The sequence below is a fragment of the Algibacter sp. Ld11 genome, assembly GCF_045066735.1.
Taxonomy (GTDB): Bacteria; Bacteroidota; Bacteroidia; order Flavobacteriales; family Flavobacteriaceae; genus Algibacter.
In genome coordinates this window covers 112,533-132,021 of record NZ_JBISHH010000003.1, presented here as the reverse complement: position 1 = coordinate 132,021, position 19,489 = coordinate 112,533, and the positions used below count along the sequence as shown (strand labels likewise).

The 19,489-nt window shown below is 32.6% G+C and carries 15 protein-coding genes and 1 rRNA gene; 10 read left to right on the top strand and 6 right to left on the bottom strand.

Features of this window, described 5'->3' with window-relative positions; translation table 11 throughout:
• The 4 genes from rrf to ACJJV4_RS01140 form a co-directional block, all read left to right on the top strand.
• Positions 1 to 90, top strand: a 5S ribosomal RNA gene (gene rrf, locus ACJJV4_RS01155); the annotation flags it as partial.
• Between the two features lie 172 nt (positions 91 to 262).
• Positions 263 to 3,307: a WGR domain-containing protein gene (locus ACJJV4_RS01150; RefSeq protein ID WP_405291262.1), complete on the top strand. Its 3,045-nt coding sequence runs from the start codon at positions 263 to 265 to the stop codon at positions 3,305 to 3,307.
• 4 nt (positions 3,308 to 3,311) lie between these two features.
• Complete coding sequence (locus tag ACJJV4_RS01145) at positions 3,312 to 4,940, top strand: SWIM zinc finger family protein (RefSeq protein ID WP_405291260.1); 1,629 nt, start codon at positions 3,312 to 3,314, stop codon at positions 4,938 to 4,940.
• Between the two features lie 261 nt (positions 4,941 to 5,201).
• Positions 5,202 to 6,713, top strand: coding sequence for a reverse transcriptase family protein (locus ACJJV4_RS01140; protein ID WP_405291258.1), 1,512 nt, complete (start codon positions 5,202 to 5,204; stop codon positions 6,711 to 6,713).
• 235 nt (positions 6,714 to 6,948) lie between these two features.
• Here ACJJV4_RS01140 and ACJJV4_RS01135 read toward each other — a convergent pair whose 3' ends face one another.
• Positions 6,949 to 7,578 carry a 7-carboxy-7-deazaguanine synthase QueE gene (locus ACJJV4_RS01135; protein WP_405291256.1) on the bottom strand — a complete coding sequence of 210 codons (630 nt, stop codon included), beginning with the start codon at positions 7,576 to 7,578 and terminating at the stop codon, positions 6,949 to 6,951.
• Between the two features lie 115 nt (positions 7,579 to 7,693).
• On the opposite strand from ACJJV4_RS01135, the gene ACJJV4_RS01130 reads away from it, so the two are divergent.
• The 6 genes from ACJJV4_RS01130 to ACJJV4_RS01105 all read left to right on the top strand — a co-directional run bounded on the left by ACJJV4_RS01130 (position 7,694) and on the right by ACJJV4_RS01105 (position 13,449).
• Positions 7,694 to 8,386 (top strand): hypothetical protein, encoded by a 693-nt coding sequence (locus tag ACJJV4_RS01130; RefSeq protein ID WP_405291254.1) that lies wholly within the window; start codon positions 7,694 to 7,696, stop codon positions 8,384 to 8,386.
• 121 nt (positions 8,387 to 8,507) lie between these two features.
• On the top strand, positions 8,508 to 9,284 hold the full coding sequence (locus tag ACJJV4_RS01125; RefSeq protein WP_405291252.1) for a hypothetical protein: 777 nt from the start codon (positions 8,508 to 8,510) through the stop codon (positions 9,282 to 9,284).
• A 102-nt stretch (positions 9,285 to 9,386) separates the two neighbouring features.
• Positions 9,387 to 10,925 (top strand): helicase HerA-like domain-containing protein, encoded by a 1,539-nt coding sequence (locus tag ACJJV4_RS01120; protein ID WP_405291250.1) that lies wholly within the window; start codon positions 9,387 to 9,389, stop codon positions 10,923 to 10,925.
• Positions 10,926 to 10,968: 43 nt separating this feature from the next.
• The gene (locus ACJJV4_RS01115; RefSeq protein ID WP_405291248.1) at positions 10,969 to 11,526 is read left to right on the top strand and encodes a hypothetical protein; all 558 of its coding nucleotides are present in this window, start codon (positions 10,969 to 10,971) and stop codon (positions 11,524 to 11,526) included.
• Positions 11,527 to 11,537: 11 nt separating this feature from the next.
• Positions 11,538 to 12,518 (top strand): YitT family protein, encoded by a 981-nt coding sequence (locus tag ACJJV4_RS01110; RefSeq protein WP_405291246.1) that lies wholly within the window; start codon positions 11,538 to 11,540, stop codon positions 12,516 to 12,518.
• 22 nt (positions 12,519 to 12,540) lie between these two features.
• Positions 12,541 to 13,449 (top strand): GYDIA family GHMP kinase, encoded by a 909-nt coding sequence (locus tag ACJJV4_RS01105; protein ID WP_405291244.1) that lies wholly within the window; start codon positions 12,541 to 12,543, stop codon positions 13,447 to 13,449.
• 79 nt (positions 13,450 to 13,528) lie between these two features.
• Here the strand turns inward: ACJJV4_RS01105 and ACJJV4_RS01100 are convergent, their stop codons facing one another.
• From ACJJV4_RS01100 to ACJJV4_RS01080, 5 genes are all read right to left on the bottom strand, one after another.
• Complete coding sequence (locus ACJJV4_RS01100; RefSeq protein WP_405291242.1) at positions 13,529 to 15,658, bottom strand: SurA N-terminal domain-containing protein; 2,130 nt, start codon at positions 15,656 to 15,658, stop codon at positions 13,529 to 13,531.
• A 287-nt stretch (positions 15,659 to 15,945) separates the two neighbouring features.
• The gene (locus ACJJV4_RS01095) at positions 15,946 to 17,235 is read right to left on the bottom strand and encodes a hemolysin family protein (RefSeq protein WP_405291240.1); all 1,290 of its coding nucleotides are present in this window, start codon (positions 17,233 to 17,235) and stop codon (positions 15,946 to 15,948) included.
• Positions 17,236 to 17,421: a hypothetical protein gene (locus ACJJV4_RS01090; protein WP_405291238.1), complete on the bottom strand. Its 186-nt coding sequence runs from the start codon at positions 17,419 to 17,421 to the stop codon at positions 17,236 to 17,238. It abuts the gene before it with no gap.
• Positions 17,422 to 17,549: 128 nt separating this feature from the next.
• Positions 17,550 to 18,104, bottom strand: coding sequence for an LPS export ABC transporter periplasmic protein LptC (gene lptC / locus ACJJV4_RS01085; protein ID WP_405291236.1), 555 nt, complete (start codon positions 18,102 to 18,104; stop codon positions 17,550 to 17,552).
• Positions 18,104 to 19,486, bottom strand: coding sequence for a hypothetical protein (locus ACJJV4_RS01080; RefSeq protein WP_405291234.1), 1,383 nt, complete (start codon positions 19,484 to 19,486; stop codon positions 18,104 to 18,106). The genes lptC and ACJJV4_RS01080 overlap by 1 nt, the downstream gene beginning before the upstream one ends.
• Between the last annotated feature and the right edge of the window lie 3 nt (positions 19,487 to 19,489).

Sequence of the window (19,489 nt, the reverse complement as noted above, 5' to 3'; positions counted from 1 at the left end):
GGGGCTCACCTCTTACCATTCCGAACAGAGAAGTTAAGCCCATTAGCGCCGATGGTACTGCATTTGTGGGAGAGTAGGTCGTTGCCTTTTTTAATCCTCAACAAGAAATTGTTGAGGATTTTTTTTGCAATAAACTCAACGTAAATAATGAAAGATAAAGTGTATTGAATGAGGTGTTTACGATTTAGGTAGGCTTTTTTTATTTTCTTCAATATAAGATGGCTGTAGAATTCTGTATATTTACTTACAAATCGTTTTGGAATTGAAGATACAACAGCAAAAAAAACTATATTTTACAGAAGGTAAGTCGGATAAAGTTTACGAGGTGGATTTATGTGAATCTGGTGGAGACTTATTTGTGGTAAACTTTCGATATGGTCGTAGAGGAGCAACCTTACGAGAAGGAACTAAAACCGTTTTTCCTGTACCTTATGATGACGCTCTGTCTATATTTAATAAGTTAGTCCAAAGTAAAGAGAAAAAAGGATATGGTGAGAATGGTTCAGTATCTATTCCTGTTAAACAGAACACTGCTCGAGAAGAAACTATTTTAAAGTATTTAGAGCAATCAATTGCTGGTACTTATTCAAGAGATTGGAAAGTCTCTAGAATAATTTTAAGATGTGCAGAACTTAATATTAAGTTAACATCGCCACTTATAGCTCGTTTTATTCATTCTAATGACGAATTTGAACAATATGCTTCTATATATACGCTTTGTGTTTTAGAAGATGATACACATGTTGATTCGATTTATAATGGTTTCAACACTGAGAGTTTTTCAAATAAACGCGGTCGTGTTGCTGTTGCATATTGTCTTAAATATGGTAACGATAATGTAAAGAAGGAAATTCAAAATAAGATTTTAAATACGCTTCCGTCAGAATTAGGAAATCATATAAAACATCCTGTATTATTTTACGCTGCATTAAAAGATTATTTCCTCAAAGAAGAGGATATTGATGCTTCAGTTTTATATTATGTTTATTTATATAGTTATATCGAAAATTCCTGTAGGAAAGAGCTATATCAATTCCTTCAAAGTATCCCATTAAAAGTAAACACATTTAAGTCTGTTAGATATATTTATCGAGTAGCCCGCTTATTAGACGACTATCAGTTTTTAGGCTTGTTATCTAAAAGAATGGGTGTTAGTACACCTGGATATACTTCTAATTATATATATAGCGGTCAGCAATGGACTTCAGTAGATGTTGAAAAGAAAAAAGAGAATCCGTCTGTTGCGTTTTCATCTAAAACACAAAAATATTTTAATAAAAACACCTATAGTTTAGTTTATAAATTAAGTAAAACTAACATATCTGGTTATTTGGATTATGCAGTTGCGATGTTAGTTTCGTTAAATGATAAAACGGATAGAAACGCTTCTAATGTACAATACAACTATATTTATGATTCTGTTGAAAGACGCTATATTACCGAGCGCCGGGTATTTCCAAGATATCATGAGTTTTCTGCACTAATGTATGTACTTTATGGTAATTCTACTATATTAAATAGAGATAAGGCCAAATGGTTTTATTCTGAAGATATTAAGTTAGAAGAACTCGAAAGGGCTGAAATTCTCCCAGAAACATGGAATAGTAATCCTGATAAAGTATTGTATGTTTTAAGTCATGCTAAGAGTGAGGAAGCTGTGTTTTTCGCTTTACGAATTATAAAGGAGAATAATAGTATCTTAGATTCACTTTCTTTAGAAGATTTACAACGTTTAGTTTCTCATTATCATCCTAAGGTTTTGGAAGTGATTTTAGAATCTATAAAAGATAAATATAAGAACGTACAACCTGAAGATGCTATATTGTTAGCATTATTAAGTTCTAAGAATGAAGGTGCCATAGAATTAGCGCTTGGTTGGCTTAATTTTTATGAACGGGATTACTTTTCTAGAGATGAAGTGGTTGTCGGTTTATTACTAACAGGAGAAGTAAAGGTTATTGACTATTTAAAAAACTTATATAGTAGTATTTCTAAATACAACCCAGCACTTAATTTTAATGCATTAAGTAGTTTATTTGAATCCCCTTCTGTATTCACTGAGGATTATCTTTTGGAGGTAAACAATTTAATAGGAAATACTTCTTTTGGGGGCTTATTGAGTGATGTGTCTATAGAAGATATTAATAAATTAGCATCTTCTAATAGTTTTACCAATAAATTATTTGCAGCTAATTTAGCCAAGCATAATAAAATAGAAACATTCTTATTATTTAAAGATTCGATAGATGAATATATTAATTCTAACGAAGCCAGGTTGAGGCAAGTTGGAATTGAGTTGTTATCTCAGTTTCCTGATCATTTTTTATTAGAGAATAGTAAAAAGATTAGTGGCTTTTGTTTTTCCGAATACGAAGAAGTACGCACAGCAATACAACCAACTATAGAGCGTTTGGTTAATTTAGATGTAGATTTCAAAACAAGTCTTTTTAATAGCTTACTTATTGTATTAATTGATTCAGAAAAATATGATGGTTTACATGCTAACTGTTACAGCCTGTTAACAGAAAACTATAAACATTATTTAAATGATATTTCTCATGAGTTTATGTTTAAACTTGTGCTTTCTCATTATGAATATGCTCAAAAACTTGGCCTTCCTTTATTTAAACAACATATAGATTTAAACACGTTACCTGTTGAGAAACTTGTCTCTTTAGGTTATTCAGACGTTTTTGAAATACGTAAAATGCTTCAAGATTATTTTCAGTTACATATTCCGAAGATTAATTATGAGTTAGAAAAGGCATTATTAATTTTTAATTCAAGTTGGCAAGATATTATAGATTGGGCTTGCGATTATTTTGAAAGAAACATTGAAGAAAAAAACTGGACAGTTAATATGCTGTTATACGCTTGCGATCATACTAAAAACGAAGTACAAGCTTTTGGTAGAAAAATGATAACAGCTCATTTTAGCGAGGAGAAAGGTTTGCCGTTACTAATGAAACTACAAGAGCATCCTACAAAGGATATGCAGTTTTTTGTAACTAACTATTTAGAAACATATGCTAAAGATACTCCAGATGTTATTTTAAAACTGGAAACATATTTTAAAACGAGCTTATTTAATATTAATACACATCGTGCAACCAAAACGAGGATTTATGCTTTTTTAGAACAAGAATCTGTTAAAAATAAGGTGGTTGCCGAAATGACTGTACGTTTGATAAACAGTATTCTTGGCACAAAAACCATAAAAGATAGAAGTAATAACATTGATGTTTTACTGAGTATATATGATGTTTTTCCTGAAATTGAAGTTCCGTTATTAATAAAATCAAATTAAAAACATGCAATTTAATTATAAATACGGAGGCGGAAGTGCTGTTAATAATGGAGTGTCTAGCACTAATGTTAGTTTTGCTCCAGATGTACTTCGCGATCCTACATTTTTTGTAGGGACTTTAGATAAAAAAATTCCGTTTAGAGAAGCTATCTCTGCATTGCATCATGTTGTGGTTGCAGATTTTAATTTTCAACCAAAAGATAATTCGGCTTACTTGGCTTGGTTAAAAGGCCAAGAAGAGATTTGGTTATCGGAGGCTAGTTCCGATTTATCCAAATTGCGTTCAGAAATTCACGAGGTACGAGCCAAAATGGAAGGACTTCGTAAAGAGCGCGATTCTATAATGAAACCTTATTATAAAGCCCAAAGTGCCTATTTTAAGTTTTTGTACAAAAGAGATATGGATGCTTGGATGGTTTTAGATCCGGTAATAACGGTGCATCCAGATCAAGTTTTTTTTGAATGTTTTAGTAAAGATGAATCTGTTTACGGCAAATTATCTTGTGGATATAATGTGTTTAAAGATATTAATGAATTTAAATGTGGTACCACAAATATTGATTATTCTAAGAAATTATATGAAGAGTTTCAGAAAATAAGAACTTATAAAGAGACAGATTTTAAAATAGACCCTAAAGGTTTTGATGTTAAAACAGCGGGTGAAGATAATTATAGAGAAGTAAAAATTGATTTGCCCGATAGTTGGGTTCGTGGCTTTTTACAAGTGAGTACAGCAATGACCACTAAAAAAGTATCTTTTGAACTAGAAGCTATTGATATAGCCAATTTTATTTCAGTATTAAAACGAAACAAAGAACGTAAAGGCCCTCGGTCTATTAAATATATCCTAAAACCAAATGAACCTATTATTGCAGTTTTCGAACCTTGGAATATTGAAATTGTTTGTAATCAATCGATTTATAAAGGAGATGAACATGAAGAAATTAGAGTTTGGGGACGTAGACGTATTCTACTTTTAGAACGATTACTGCCAATAACCAACAAATTCAGCGTTCATCTTTTAGGTAACGGAATGCCTTCATTTTATACGGCACATTTAACCAATGACATGTATTTTACATTGGGACTTTCTGGGTGGACAGCGAACGATTGGACACAGTCTAGCCAATTAGAATTATTAGCACCTCGTACATTAGTGCCCGCTACAACTATGCAAAGTATTTATTTAGAATTACGAAATACGTGGTTTGCAAGTGAAACCGATTTGGCTAAAAACCTAAATTTAGATGTTACTACGGTTAGTAAATCCATGGAAACTTTTGCGCAAGCCGGTAAAGTAATTTATGATCTTAAAAATAAAGTTTACCGTGTACGCGAATTAAAACGTGACGGTATTGATATAGAATCGCTTCGTTTTTCTAGTGAAACAGATAAGGATGCATATAGATTAATGGAACAAGGTGCGGTTGCTAACTTAAAAATTACACAACAGAACGGCAAAGTATTGTTAACCGCCACAGTAAGTAATAGTTATAATACGGTTATATTAATTGATAAAGATTTAAAAATTACAGATGCTAAATGTAACTGTAATGAGTTTTATAAAAATAAAATGACAAAAGGACCTTGTGCGCATATTTTAGCTACAAGAATCACTTTTGATAAAAAATAATATTATATTTAAACCATGGTAGTAATAAGATAACAACCTTGCATTTTGATTGGTGGATCGCCAATCTTGCTTACAGATACCGAACGCGTCACTGACTCGAACTTAACTTGTGAAATAGGTACTAGTACGCCATTTCCGGTTAGACTTCTGCGAAGTGAAATAGCGTACTAGTACCTATTTCACTGGAGTTGTTCAATTCAGTCTTGAGAATCGTACGAAGGGCATTCAAAATACATCTTATTGCTACCTTTTTTTTGTTATATGAGAAATAATTCTGCGGAAAGAAGACAAGAAATTTATGATAAAATAAAGGCATCTTCTAAACAAGAATACATCCTTTCGGAAATGAAACGCTTGGGGTTTTGGAATGAAGGAGAACTTGATTTTAAAGCGGTAAATACTTTTTTTAACGAAGAAAGAGAATTATCTCAGAAACTTCAAAAACTTTTAAAAGAAAAAAAAGTTATAGAAGATCCGGAATCTTTTCTGGCTAAAAAACACCAAGAGCGCAAGCTTGCTTCTAAACAATCTCAAAAAGAAACTAAAGAACGTCGTGAAAAAGAACGTTTAGAAAAGGCTGAGAAATGGCGTGTTTCTAAAGAGAAAGATATTATCTATTTAGGTGTAAATTATTCGCATCAATTAAATGAGCAGATATCTAATATCGAACGTTTAAAATCGAAAAACTTACCTGTTTTACATACAGCCGAAGATTTAGCGAAAGCTATGAATATCTCTATTGGTGAGTTAAGGTTTTTGTCGTTTTCAAGAAAAAACTCCAAAATTAGTCATTACAAACGGTTTCAAATGGCCAAAAAATCTGGTGGATATCGTTTGATTTCTGCGCCTATGCCTAAGTTGAAAAAGGCACAACACTGGATTTTAGAATCGGTTTTAAATATAGTACCTGTTCATCCAAATGCACATGGTTGCGTGATAGGAAGGTCTATTAAAACCAATGCGGTTCCACATGTTGGGAAAGCTGTCGTTATTAATCAAGATTTTAAGAATTTTTTTCCATCTGTTACTTATGCGCGAATTAAAGGTGTGTTTTTAGCTTTGGGTTATTCTAATCAGGTTGCAACTATTTTTTCTCTTTTATGTTCGGAACCTAAAATACTAGATGTTTCCCTTTTAGGTGAAGATTATTATGCACAACGTGGCGAACGTTTTTTACCTCAGGGCGCTCCAACAAGTCCAGCGATTACAAATATTCTTTGTGAAAAATTAGATTTTAGATTAACGGGTTTAGCTAATAAATACGGTTTTATATACACGCGTTATGTAGATGATATTACATTTTCTGGTACTCATGATAGTTTTGATAAAATGACTCCGCTTTTAAAATACTCTAGATATGTTGTAAATAGTGAGAATTTTAATTTACACCCTGAAAAATTACGCATTATGAAGCGTAATGCCAAACAGGAGGTTACGGGTGTTGTTGTTAACGAAAAAACTAATATTCCAAAAGAAGATATAAAACGTTTTAGAGCACTTTTGTTTCAGATTGAAAAAGATGGTATAGAAGGTAAATATTGGACTAAAGGTGGTAATGTTTTGGCTCAAATTGATGGATATGCTAATTATATTTTTCAAATAGAACCGGAGAAAGGCGTTTTGTATAAAAAGCGGGTCGCCGCTATTTTAGAACAATATAATTACAAGGAAAAGCATAAAGCTGCTTATGTTCCTAAGAAGGTAGATAAACAGAAAGGATTGACTGCTGGTGGTGGTCTTCTAAAAAAAATTATGTCTTTTTTTAAAAAATAGAAACGCGGCTATCTATCCATTTTAAACGTTGTGTTTTTAGAGATTTTTGAATGTTAGAATTTATCAGAGAAATAGATTTTTCTATATCTGATTGCTACGCGCTTATATGAAAAACTATTATAAAGAAATATGGAAAATGACTAACTTCATGATAGCTAGGGTTTGTTTTCTAAATATACGTGATTTGGACGATTAAAAACAAAAAAGCCTTGAAGTTTGTTCAAGGCTCTTTAATTTATGGAATATTTAAATATTTATGGGTTTGTAGGGATACTTTCCATTTAGGGTTTTGCATGACGTAATCTACAATTTCAGGAACCACTTTATCGCGTTTACTCCATTCAGGTTGTAAATATAAAATACAATCTTTATTTACAAGAGCAGCTTGTTCTTCCGCGAAGCGAAAGTCATCTTTATTATAAATAATAACTTTAAGTTCGTGAGCATTATCGTAAACTTCTTTAGTAGGAAGCTTCATTTTTTTTGGAGAAAGGCAGATCCAATCCCAGATTCCTGTGAGTTTATAAGCTCCAGATGTTTCAATATGCACTTGTAAACCTTCGGCTTTAAGCTGTGTTGTTAAGGGAGTCATATCCCAGGTTAAAGGTTCTCCTCCAGTAATTACAATGGTGTCACTATGCTTTTTGGCATTTTCAACAATGTTAGTAATTAACGTAGGTGGGTGTAAGTTGGCATTCCAACTTTCTTTTACATCGCACCAATGGCAGCCTACATCACACCCGCCAACACGAATAAAATAAGCAGCTGTTCCTTTGTGAAATCCTTCGCCTTGAATAGTGTAAAACTCTTCCATTAATGGAAGCATCTCGCCTTTATCAACTAATTGTTGTATTTCTTTTTTCATAAGTCCGCAAATATACGGATTCCTTTAGTTTTAACCCGAATTTTGTTAATTCTAAGTTTTCTTCCTATCTTCGATGATTAATAGTAAAATTTAGGTTCCCTAAGACCTTTTTAAAATGAAAACATATTCCCTCGTGCTGGCGTTTTGCGCTAGTTTTTTCTATGCACAGGCTCAAGTAGGTATTGGTACAACAACTCCCGACGATGGCTCAGTGTTACAAATAGATAGCAAGGTAGGTGCATTTGTGCCTCCAAGAATGACATCTGCAGAAATGTCAGCTATTCCATCTCCACTGGATGGTGCTTTAGTTTATAATACCACATTAAATTCGTATTGTATATTTGGTAGCGGGACTTGGTCTAGTCAATCTAATAACACGATAGTATTGAATAAAAATTATTCAGGAAGTAACAATGCGCTTTCTACGCCTGATAATACTTATGTTGATTTCCCGGTAGGTACGTCCGATGTTCTTGTAACCAACCCGGATGTTTATGATGTTGTGTCGAATGGTACAGTAAGAATTAAAGAAAGTGGTAATTATTTATTTAGTGCCTCACTATCAACGAGTAATATGCCTAATGGTAATAAAAAATATATTCTTGCACTTAATGTTAATGGGGCTTTAGTCGCTTATTTGGCTAGAGGATTTTCTAGTTTGCCCACTCAAAATTACTGGGGTACTAGTGGAACTGTAATATACCCTATTACCGCTAATGATGTGGTCAGTATGAGGTATGTTTTAAATAATGAAAACAGCCCTTTACATGCAAAATTTGTTAATATAGGTATTAGCCATCTTAACTAATTATATGTAATGTTAAAAAAAATACACAAACAAGTTTAGTAGGAAAATTATGATATTTAGAATTTTCTATATATCTTTAATCGATAATTAATATAATCTGGCTCCCTAAAGCTATTTAATAATGAAGAAATATACCCTCATGCTTGCGCTTTGCGCTAGCTTTTTCGTTGTGCAATCTCAAGTAGGTATTGGCACTACAACTCCCGACAATTCCGCAATATTAGATGTTGATTCTAACAGTAAAGGGCTTTTAGTTCCAAGGCTAACTACTGCCCAGCGGAATAGTATTGCATTGCCTGCAACTGGTTTATTGGTTTTTAACACGACTACAAACAGTTTTGAGTTTAATTCTGGACCGTCTGGAACACCAATTTGGAACCCTATAAATTCTAATGATACTGTTAGTGCAGATGCAGGAAATATATTGCAGTCGGGAGGCGATTCTGGTGCTTATATTGGGGCGACAACTTATGTTGGTAAGTTTATAATAAACAGTACAGGAGCTCAAACCATTAGCGGTTTGCCATTTGAACCAAGCTCTATTAAGTTTTCGGCGTATTCTAATGTAGAAACTTACGATCTTGATAGCGATAATGGAATTGCTAATAATGATAATACCTTTCAAAACACTTTTGGTTCTATGCAAGGATATGCCAGTAACTATGGCGGAACTATAGACCAGCAAGTTATTTTTAATGGAGGAAGTGGAGCTTCTATTAATGATATTTCTAGATACGCTTCTAGTTCTAGAGCCATAGGTATTCGTTATGGAAATCAAAACGGTGATTTCTTGGGTTTAACAGCGGCTGAAGTAACAAGTTTTAATATTGATGGGTTTACTTTAAATGTTACGGATAGAACCGACAATATTGTTGTTCTTTTCGAAGCCTATAGATAATAATGATAAGTGTAAATAGAAATTAGAGATTCTATTTATTTCAGTTTAAAGCTTATTTTTTTCTTCATCTTATTTACTGTATTTTTATGCAAAATATGCAGTATGAGTAAGACAGATACTTTTTTTAAATATATAACAGACGGAAATGCGACTAAAGGTGATTTTATAGCGGTAGGTTCTGCTATGTTAGATGGTGAAACCGTTACAGGAGCCCATGTGAAAATTCCTTTAAAAACTATGAATCGTCACGGTTTAATTGCTGGTGCCACTGGTACGGGTAAAACAAAATCGCTTCAGGTTTTAGCTGAAAATTTAAGTGATAAAGGTATTCCTGTTTTATTAATGGATATTAAAGGTGATTTGAGTGGTTTGGCACAACCAAGTCCTGGTCATGCAAAAATTGATGAACGTCACGAAAAAATTGGTTTACCTTTTGATGCCAAAGCTTTTCCTGTAGAACTTTTAACCCTATCTGAACAAGATGGCGTTAGGCTTCGTGCTACGGTTAGTGAATTTGGCCCAGTGTTATTATCGCGAGTTTTAGATTTAACCGATACACAATCTGGTGTAGTGGCTGTTATCTTTCAGTATTGCGATGATAATAAATTGCCATTATTAGATTTAAAAGATTTTAAAAAAATACTTCAATATACTACACAAGAAGGTAAAGCTGAATTTACGGAATCTTACGGACGTATTTCAACAGCATCTACTGGAGCTATTTTGCGAAAGGTTATAGAGTTAGAACAACAAGGTGCCGATTTGTTTTTTGGTGAAAAATCTTTCGATACCCAAGATTTGTTGCGTATTGATGGTAATGGTCGTGGCTATATAAATATCCTTCGTTTAACCGATATTCAAGATCGACCAAAATTATTCTCAACCTTTATGTTGAGTTTATTGGCCGAAATTTATTCAACTTTTCCTGAACAAGGTGATAGCGATCGACCAGAATTAATATTGTTTATAGATGAAGCCCATTTAATTTTTAACGAGGCTTCAAAAGCTTTATTAAATCAAATTGAGAGCATCGTAAAGTTGATAAGAAGTAAAGGTGTTGGTTTGTATTTTGTGACACAAAACCCTACTGATGTTCCCGAAGCCGTATTGGGCCAGTTAGGTTTAAAAATTCAACATGCTTTAAGAGCTTTTACCGCTAAAGATAGAAAAGCTATTAAGTTAACGGCACAAAACTATCCAGATTCTGAATATTATGATACTACAGAAGTATTAACATCTTTAGGAATTGGAGAGGCTTTAGTATCTGCATTAGATGAAAAAGGACGTCCGACACCATTGGCAGCTACCATGATGCGAGCGCCTATGAGTAGGATGGATGTACTAACGGAAATGGAGTTAGGTAGTTTGCTATCAAAATCTAAAATGGTTGAAAAGTATAATGAGACTATTGATAGAGAGAGTGCCTACGAAATGCTTAATGAAAAAATAAAAGAAGCAGAAGCAGACGAAGCTAAAGAAAAAGCTAAAAAAGAACAGGAGGCTCTTAAAAAAGCCGAATCGAAGAGAAAAACTTCAACACGGCGCAGAAGCACTGCCATGAACCCTATAGTTAAAGTCCTTACAAGTGCTACGTTTATTCGCTCAGTTTTTGGTATTTTAACCAAGGTGTTGAAGAAATAATTAGTTTTTGGCTAATTAGAAATTAAATAAACAAAGTATTATTATGTATAAAATAATCTGTAGCCTATTTTGTTTAGCCGCTGTTTTAACTAGCTGTAAGAAGAAGCAAAATCCTTTTGAAATTTCTAGACATCACATAGGTTTATTAACCGATTCTACCGAAGTTAAGGATTTAAAGCATATTTATGCCAATGACTCCATTGTTCGGTTTATAGGCGGTGATGAGTTTATGGGAACCGTTAATAATATTGAGATTTTCGAAAAAGGAGGGAATAAACTATTAACCTTAATGCCTAAACATGCTTTAGATTCTACATCAACAATTTCTGGTATTAGAATAATAGATAATCGTTTTAAAACAGATAAAAACTTGTCTTCTATAAGCGTATTTAAAGACATTGATAGTCATTATAAAATTTCACGTATTAGTAATTTAATTAATTCTATAGTAATCATTGTTGATGAAATTAATGCAAGCTTTACAATTGATAAAAATGAATTACCTGCTAATTTAAGGTTCGATATGGATTTGAATTTTGAGAGCACTCATATTCCAGATCAAGCAAAAATAAAGTATTTCTTTATTAATTGGTTGAACTAAAAACCTTTGAAATGAATCCGTTTTTATCCAAAATATTAGTAGATATTGCTCGTAAGCAGCTTAAAAAAAAGCAGCGAAATACTCAAGGCAAAGCTATTAGCACGAGACAGATTGTGCCTTTGGTAAGAAAATTTCAAGTGGAGTTATCTCATGCCATCAAGGAATATATTTTCATTATAATAGGTGTGTTTTCTGCAGGTTTTGGATTAAAAGGGTTTTTATTACCAAACCAATTTATAGATGGTGGAGCAACAGGCATTTCTTTGTTGTTAGAACATGTTACATCCATGGAGTTGGGGCTTTTACTAGTATTAGTAAATATTCCTTTTTTGATTTTAGCATCTAAAACTATCGGGAACAAATTTGCGTTAAAAAGTATAGCGGCCATTACGCTTTTGGCTTTTGTTGTTCATTTTGTAGAATATCCTACCATCACAGAAGATAAATTATTAATAGCTGTTTTTGGAGGTTTCTTCTTAGGTTTAGGTATTGGTTTGTCTATGCGTGGCGGTAGCGTTATCGATGGAACGGAGGTTTTAGCTATTTATTTAGGTCGGAAATTGTCATTAACTATTGGTGATGTTTTATTGTTAATTAATATCATTATATTTTCAATAGGTGCTTATGTTTTATCAATTGAAATAGCGCTTTATGCTATTTTAACCTATCTATCTGCTGCAAAAACCGTAGATTTTGTGGTTGATGGGGTAGAGGAATATGTGGGTGTTACTATTATATCTAATAAACATGAAGAATTACGAATTATGCTAACCGAAAAATTGCGCCGTGCCTGCACTATTTATGCAGGTAAAGGAGGTTATGGTAACCATGGTGATAGTTATGATAAGGATATTATCTATACCATTGTTACGCGCTTAGAACTTGCTAGATTACAAACTGAAATAGATAAAATAGACAGAAATGCTTTTATTGTCATGGGGATTGTAAAAGACTTGAAAGGTGGCATGATTAAGAGAAAACCATTGAAATAAAAATAATAATTAAATAGTTAAGGTGAAGCAGTTTTTTAGCAACGGGAAATTATTAATTTCGGGAGAATATGTGGTTTTAGATGGAGCCATTTCTTTGGCAGTTCCTACTAAGTATGGCCAGTCTTTATTAGTTGAACATATTAATGAGTCAAAAATTATTTGGAGTAGTTTAGACGAAAATGGAGAGGTATGGTTCGAAAAGGAGTTTGATATAAAAGGTAATAATATTCTAAATCTGAATGAAAAGGATGAGATTACTAATCGATTAATTGAAATATTATTGGCTGCTAAACAACTTAATCCGAGTTTTTTGAAAGATGGAAAGGGTTACAAAGTTATAACAGAATTAGATTTTCCTAAAAATTGGGGTTTAGGAACATCATCCACACTAATAAATAATGTTGCAAATTGGGCAAAAGTTGATGCCTATCAGTTATTGGAGAAAACTTTTGGAGGTAGTGGGTATGATATTGCTTGCGCTCAGAACAATTCAGCAATTACTTATCAGCTAAAAGGAGATTTAAAACATGTAATTAAGTTAAATTTCAACCCGATTTTTAAAGAACATCTGTATTTTATTCATCTAAACAAGAAGCAAAATAGTAGAGAAGGCATAAAACATTACAGAGCGAACAAGAGTGATTTAGTACCTTCTATAAATGAAATCAATAGTATTACTGAGAAGATGATAGGTGCTGAAAGTTTAGAAATGTTTAAATCGTTAATAGAAAAGCACGAAAATATAATCGCTAAAATAACTAAGCAAACCCCAGTTAAAAATCGATTTTTTAGCGATTTTAAAGGCGCTGTTAAGAGTCTTGGGGCATGGGGTGGAGATTTTGTTTTAGCCGTATCTAAAGAGGACCCAACAGTCTATTTTAAAGATAAAGGGTTTAACACTGTTATAGCTTATAATAATATGGTGCTTTAGTTTTATTTCATAAAAGATATCGTATAAAAAAGCCTCAATTTAATTGAGGCTTTTTTTATATAATTAAAATCAGTTCGTTTTATTGAACTTGAGATTTAGCTCTGTTATCTTCTATTTCAGCAGCATCTTTTAATGCATTGTATAATTTAGAATTTACAACATTAGATTTTTGTTGTGCAACTCTATTTGCTGCAGCTTGGTAGTTATCTAGTGGTGATGCAGGTGTTACTTTAGTTACCTGAATCATGTAAACACCGTTAGCTCCGTCTATTAATTTAGATGTTTCTCCTTCGTTTAATCCAAACGCAGCTCCAACAACCAATGGTTCTCTTCCAGCTCCAGAAATAGTTGGGTTTTTCATGTTAATTGCGGAAGCAGTACGAACACTTATTTTTTGTGCAGTAGCTAAATCATCTAAAGTTGTGGCAGAAATTTGATCTCTAAGCATAGCTGCTTTTTTCTCTTTTCTCAATATTGGTAAAACAGATACTGTAGCATCATCGGCAGACATTAAACCTGCTTCATGTTTTGCAACTAATTGAGCAATTACATATCCGTTTGTAATGTTGAAACGTTTTAATTCACCTATTTTGGAATCAGCTTCAAAGGCCCAACGAACAATTGGTCTTTGGTTACCAACACCAGGAATGGTTTCGTCTAATGCTTTAATCCCATTAACAGGACGTACAGTATAACTTTTCTCTTTAGCTAAAGTTTCAAAATCTTTCTCCGCAGCCGAAATTTCAAAACTAGAAGCATCTCTAAATACTTTATCAACCGTAGTATCCGAAGGTTCAATCTTTCTAGCTAAAGTTCCAACTTTTACAGCTCTTGTTTTATTTTTTTGTCCTTCAACTTCAATAATATGAAAACCAAACATTGTTTTAACAATTCCTAAATCTCCAGTATTACCTTCAAATTCAAAATCGTTAAATTCTGGAACCATAGTATTATAAGCATGCCAATCGTAACGCCCGCCATTTTCAACACTTCCTTGATCTGTAGAAAATTCTGTTACAAAATCTGGGAATTTAGAACGGTTAGTTTTTAATATCGCTAAAAGGCTATCAGCAGTTGCTTTTGCTTGTGCTTCTGTTTGTGTTGCTTGTGCTCCAGAACTTCTTGTTCCAATAAAAGGAATTAAGATGTGACGTACTTTAGCTGAGTCTGGAATTTGTTTCACAGCTATTACTTTTGAAATTTTGTAGTAGCCATTATCTTTATAAGGACCGAAAACTTCACCTTCGTTTAAGTTGTAAATAGTGTCTGCAACAGCAGATGGTAAACTAGATTTAAAAACAAAACGATTATCAAATTTAATATCAGAATTAGAATTAATAAAATCTTCGTTGTTTGTAGTGTTTAAAAACCCTGTAATATTTTCGTTAGCTTTAATACCATCGTTATACTCAACACGGTCTGATAAAAGCTTTTTTAAATCTTCTTTAATTGCATTTTCATCTTCTACGCTTGCAAATTCTTTAAACTCAACAAAACGAATATCACGAGATGCTTCAACTTCGTATTTTTTAGCGTTTTTACTAATGTAACTAGAAATATCTCCTTTTGAAACTTTGACTAAACTATCTGCGATAGTAGAGTAAGGTACTTGTACATATTTAAGATCTACTTTGTTATTTTCAAGCATGTAATCCAATTCACCTTCAGCAAGTGTTCCTGTTAAACCAGCTTTAACTAAGTTAAAATAGTTTTGTTGCAATGCATTAGTGGCTAATTGCTTTTCGTAATTAACCCAACTTTCATAACCTGCAGGAGATGTTTCTTTTAGGTTGGCGATATATTCATTAAGTTTTGCTTCGTCAAACAAACCAGCTTCGTTTAAAAACTCTGGGCTAGATGCAAGCGCCGTTTTTAATAAATCTTTCATTTGGTCTTTCTCTACAGAAATCCCTAATTTTTCAAATTGAGCACCCATTACAGCTTCACGTACTTCTTGATCCCAAACACGGTTCATAACCTGTGTGCTTGTTGCACTAGCGCCTGCTTGGCGTTGAGCTACATCAACTTTTTGAAGAAAAGATTCGCGAGTAATATCTGTACCATTTACGGTTCCAACAGTATTCTGCGATTTTGCTGAAAGTGCATCACTATTTTTAAATAAATCTGCTAATACAAAGGAAAATAACGCTAGCGCTATTATTAAGATTAAGAATAATGAACGCTGTCTGATTTTATTTAAAACTGCCATCTGTAATTAAAATGTTTTATAATAAATCCGTTATTGGGATTTAGCTTGTTATTATTGGTTGTCAATTTACGACTAAATTGATGAAAATATCGTGCGCGAAAATACCATTTTCTATTTAATAATAAAAGGGTTATTGTGTGTTTTGTTTAATGTCGTGTTTTGTAAGGGTAATTAATGACGTTATTGACTGTAAGTTAAATGTTTTATTGAAATAAGTAGCATTTAATTAAAACCAAAAAGAATATTGAAAAGTGTATAGGAGTTAGTAGTTGAATATTTACTACAGATTAATCTTCTTCAGTTAATTTAAGTTCTACCAAGTCGATTTTTGTATTCGAAACTTCTAAAATTGTAAATTGAAAGTTTTCTATTTTAACTACATCATTCTGTGCCGGAATTTGTTGTGTATGGTTTACAATTAAGCCACCTAAAGTTTCATAGTTTTCACTTTCAGGTAGATTAATTTTATAAGTTTCATTTAAATAATCAACTTCTAAACGTGCCGAAAAATTAAAAGTTTCATCTTCTAACTTTTCTTCAATTAGATCTACGGTATCATGTTCGTCTTCAATTTCACCAAAAAGTTCTTCAACAATATCTTCAACCGTCATAATTCCGGCGGTTCCGCCATATTCATCTAAAACAACAGCTATACTTTTGTGTTTTTTGGTGAGTACACCAAGCACATCTTTAATTAATACAGTTTCAGGCACAAATTCTACAGGCAACATCATGGCCTTAATTGTTTTGGGCTTTTTAAAAAGTTCGAATGAGTGTGCGTAACCTAAAATATCGTCTATGGTTTCTTTGTAAACTAAAATTTTTGTACAGCCTGTTTCCGTAAAGAGTGCATTTAATGTTTTAATAGATTCGTTAATTTCAACAGCAATTATTTCGGTTCTAGGCACCATAACTTCGCGTGCTTTTACCTCCGAAAATTCTAAAGCGTTTTGAAATATTTGAATTTCGGTATCTACATCGTCATGTTCTTCCACAGATTCCATTTGTTCAGTAATGTAGTTTCCTAATTCAACTTTTGTAAAAGCTAATTGTATTTGGTCGCCTTCGGTTTTGAAAAAGGCTCTAAGGACATTATCTGAAATCCAAATAACAAAATCTGAGACTAAACTAAATAATATGTAAAATACATATGCCGGTATGGCTAAAGCTTTAATTAATCTATTCGCATAAATTTGAAAAAAAACTTTTGGTAAAAATTCTGCAGTTATTAGAATAACAATAGTCGATATTATAGTTTGGGTTAATAAACTTAAATCGTTTAATAAGTAATTTATTGGTGCATAAGGTGTAGGCAACATAGATCTAAACCAATCTACCAATAAGTCACCCATGAAAAAACCATAAATAACCAAGGCTATATTGTTGCCAATAAGCATGGTTGTTATAAATTTAGATGGTTTTACTGTAAGTTTGCTAAGTACTTTAGCAAGTAAACCTTCTTGTTTTTTTTCAATTTCTATATGAATTTTGTTTGAAGATATATAAGCAATCTCCATCCCCGAGAAAAAAGCAGAAAGGATTAATGATACAATTATGATGATCACATAAATGCTCATTTATTTAGAATTGTTTCCTTTATTCTCAAAACGACGTCTAAAAAAGAACATAAATATAGCAACGGCCAATAGAAAAAGGCTTAGGTATGCACGACTTCTATCGATACTCCATGTTTTAAAAACATCGTAAATTAAGAAAATAGCAAATGCTAAATATAAAAATTTTGAAAATTTTAAATAGTTCATTGGTTGATTTTTATTCTAGGGCAAAGATAATTAAAATATTAGCAGTACGATTTTATTTATAATACTGTTTTAATTTGAATTATATTTTAGGGAAAATATATTTAGGAATAGGGGAAAGAGTTAGGGAACTAATCTTCCATAGTGATAATACCAGTAACTTCAAGCACTTCGGCATTCTGGAATTTAGTATCAGAATCAAATCCGTTACCATTAATGATATCGGTTTTAGTTTTAAAAGTAACAGGGTTGTTGGTAAAGAGCCATTCCTTTTTTTGATCGTAAAATAGCTGATCGGACTGTAAAACATTTCCATCTTGGGTTGTTATTACAACATGACCTTGTAAGTCTATTAAATCGGTGTCGGAATAAACAATGGCATAATCTGCTACAATAGTACTTTTTTTGTTGTTGTTGTCGTACAAATACAATGTAAGCCCATCAACAAATTCATTATATGGAAAATCTCGATTAGAGTAATCGAGCATTTTTGTACTAATTAAATTAGCAGTAACACGACCAGAATCGGTGTGTTTTAAATTAATATTTTCGGCAACACCAATGGGTTCGTTTTCCGAAACTCCAATTTTTTGAACCTCTTTTAAACTGTTGTTACATGAAAAAAACATAGCCATGCAACTAAGCATGACTATGTTTAAAATATTATATGTTTTTTTCTTATTCATTAAATATTTGGTACGGTAACCGAAGCTCCAATCCAACATCCAATTTTAATGCTTTGTCCAGAACAAGAACAGTTAAAGATTTCAGCTTTTTGCGGTGCTTTTGCAGAATAGTTTGCAACAGATGCAGCAGCAGCTTTTCTTAAAGTTGGATCTACACGCGCAGCTTTTCTAGCTTCGTCTGCAGCTAACCAATATACAGCTCTTTTGTTAAAGTTTGTATCTCCACAGCTGTTTGCACTTGAAGCATACATAGCAGCAATAGATAAGTGTGGACGTCCGTTAGATGGGTTTAATTGTAAAGATTGTCTAAAATAACTTCTAGCTTGGCCATAACTTCCTCTAGCTTTTAATTTAATTCCAATTTGGTTATTCAATTTAGCTTTCTTGAAATTATCTGTTTCTAAATCAACAGCTTGTTTGTAGAATGCAATAGCTTCACTGTTTTTACCTTCTTTATCTTTTAAGATCCCTAAGTAGTATGCTGAGTTAGCCGAAGGAGAAATTTCATGATAAGCATTTACTAATTTGAAGAATAATGGATCGTCTGTACAATCTTTCTCAGACATTTTTCCTGCAGCTCTTTGTAACCAAACCGCATTGTTTTTGTTTTCTTCGAAATCTTTTTGGTATAAAGGGATTAAGTTTTCACAGTTTGCACGTGTACCTAATTTTTCATCAATACCTGAAGAAATTTGGTCGTAAGCTTTTAAGTAACTTTCGTAGTATCTTTTGTAAGATCCTTCTTTTTTAGTTAAAGCTGTTCCAGCATCTTCTTTTGTAATTAACTCGTTAAGCTTTGCAGAATAGTTTCCTACTTCATCTTCAACCTTTTCAACAACATCATCATATTTGTTAAATAAATCGGCAGCAGGTTTTTTACCAGCATCATATAAACCAACCATTAAGGAAAAATAAGTGTATAAACTTTTTGGGTTCTTAAAAGTTTCTTTGTCTGCTTTATAAGCATCATCAAAACAAATGTATAGTTCTTCGTCGGTTAAATTCAATAACTTTTTGTTATCATATTTTAACTGACAAGCTTGGGCACCGTATTCTCCAACTGGAGTTTTACTTGCAAAGTGCTCAGCACGTTGTTCCCAAAGTTTTAGTAAATCGTTAATGAAAGGTAACTTTGCAGCACCTTCCGCTTTGTCAATTTTAGCTTCTAGAATCTTTTCTCCATCAATATAAATGGCGTTATTAAATTTAGGGCATTTGTTTCTTACTGCCATCCAAGGTTCGTAAGCAGCGTCAAAATTCTTAGATTTAACATACTCATGGAAAATTGAGAGTTTAGACATGCACTCTTCATCTTGTTGTGCGAAGCCAATATTTGCCCCAACAAATAAAAGCGTTAATAATAATGTAATTTTAGTTTTCATGAT

Bases quoted from the DNA above. Each gene is read 5' to 3' on its own strand.
- ACJJV4_RS01120 (WP_405291250.1), top strand. From the start codon at position 9,387: ATGAGTAAGACAGATACTTTTTTTAAATATATAACAGACGGAAATGCG.
- ACJJV4_RS01145 (WP_405291260.1), top strand. From the start codon at position 3,312: ATGCAATTTAATTATAAATACGGAGGCGGAAGTGCTGTTAATAATGGA.
- ACJJV4_RS01115 (WP_405291248.1), top strand. From the start codon at position 10,969: ATGTATAAAATAATCTGTAGCCTATTTTGTTTAGCCGCTGTTTTAACT.
- ACJJV4_RS01080 (WP_405291234.1), bottom strand. From the start codon at position 19,486: ATGAAAACTAAAATTACATTATTATTAACGCTTTTATTTGTTGGGGCA.
- ACJJV4_RS01130 (WP_405291254.1), top strand. From the start codon at position 7,694: ATGAAAACATATTCCCTCGTGCTGGCGTTTTGCGCTAGTTTTTTCTAT.
- ACJJV4_RS01125 (WP_405291252.1), top strand. From the start codon at position 8,508: ATGAAGAAATATACCCTCATGCTTGCGCTTTGCGCTAGCTTTTTCGTT.
- ACJJV4_RS01135 (WP_405291256.1), bottom strand. From the start codon at position 7,578: ATGAAAAAAGAAATACAACAATTAGTTGATAAAGGCGAGATGCTTCCA.
- ACJJV4_RS01090 (WP_405291238.1), bottom strand. From the start codon at position 17,421: ATGAACTATTTAAAATTTTCAAAATTTTTATATTTAGCATTTGCTATT.
- ACJJV4_RS01095 (WP_405291240.1), bottom strand. From the start codon at position 17,235: ATGAGCATTTATGTGATCATCATAATTGTATCATTAATCCTTTCTGCT.
- lptC (WP_405291236.1), bottom strand. From the start codon at position 18,104: ATGAATAAGAAAAAAACATATAATATTTTAAACATAGTCATGCTTAGT.
- ACJJV4_RS01140 (WP_405291258.1), top strand. From the start codon at position 5,202: ATGAGAAATAATTCTGCGGAAAGAAGACAAGAAATTTATGATAAAATA.
- ACJJV4_RS01110 (WP_405291246.1), top strand. From the start codon at position 11,538: ATGAATCCGTTTTTATCCAAAATATTAGTAGATATTGCTCGTAAGCAG.
- ACJJV4_RS01100 (WP_405291242.1), bottom strand. From the start codon at position 15,658: ATGGCAGTTTTAAATAAAATCAGACAGCGTTCATTATTCTTAATCTTA.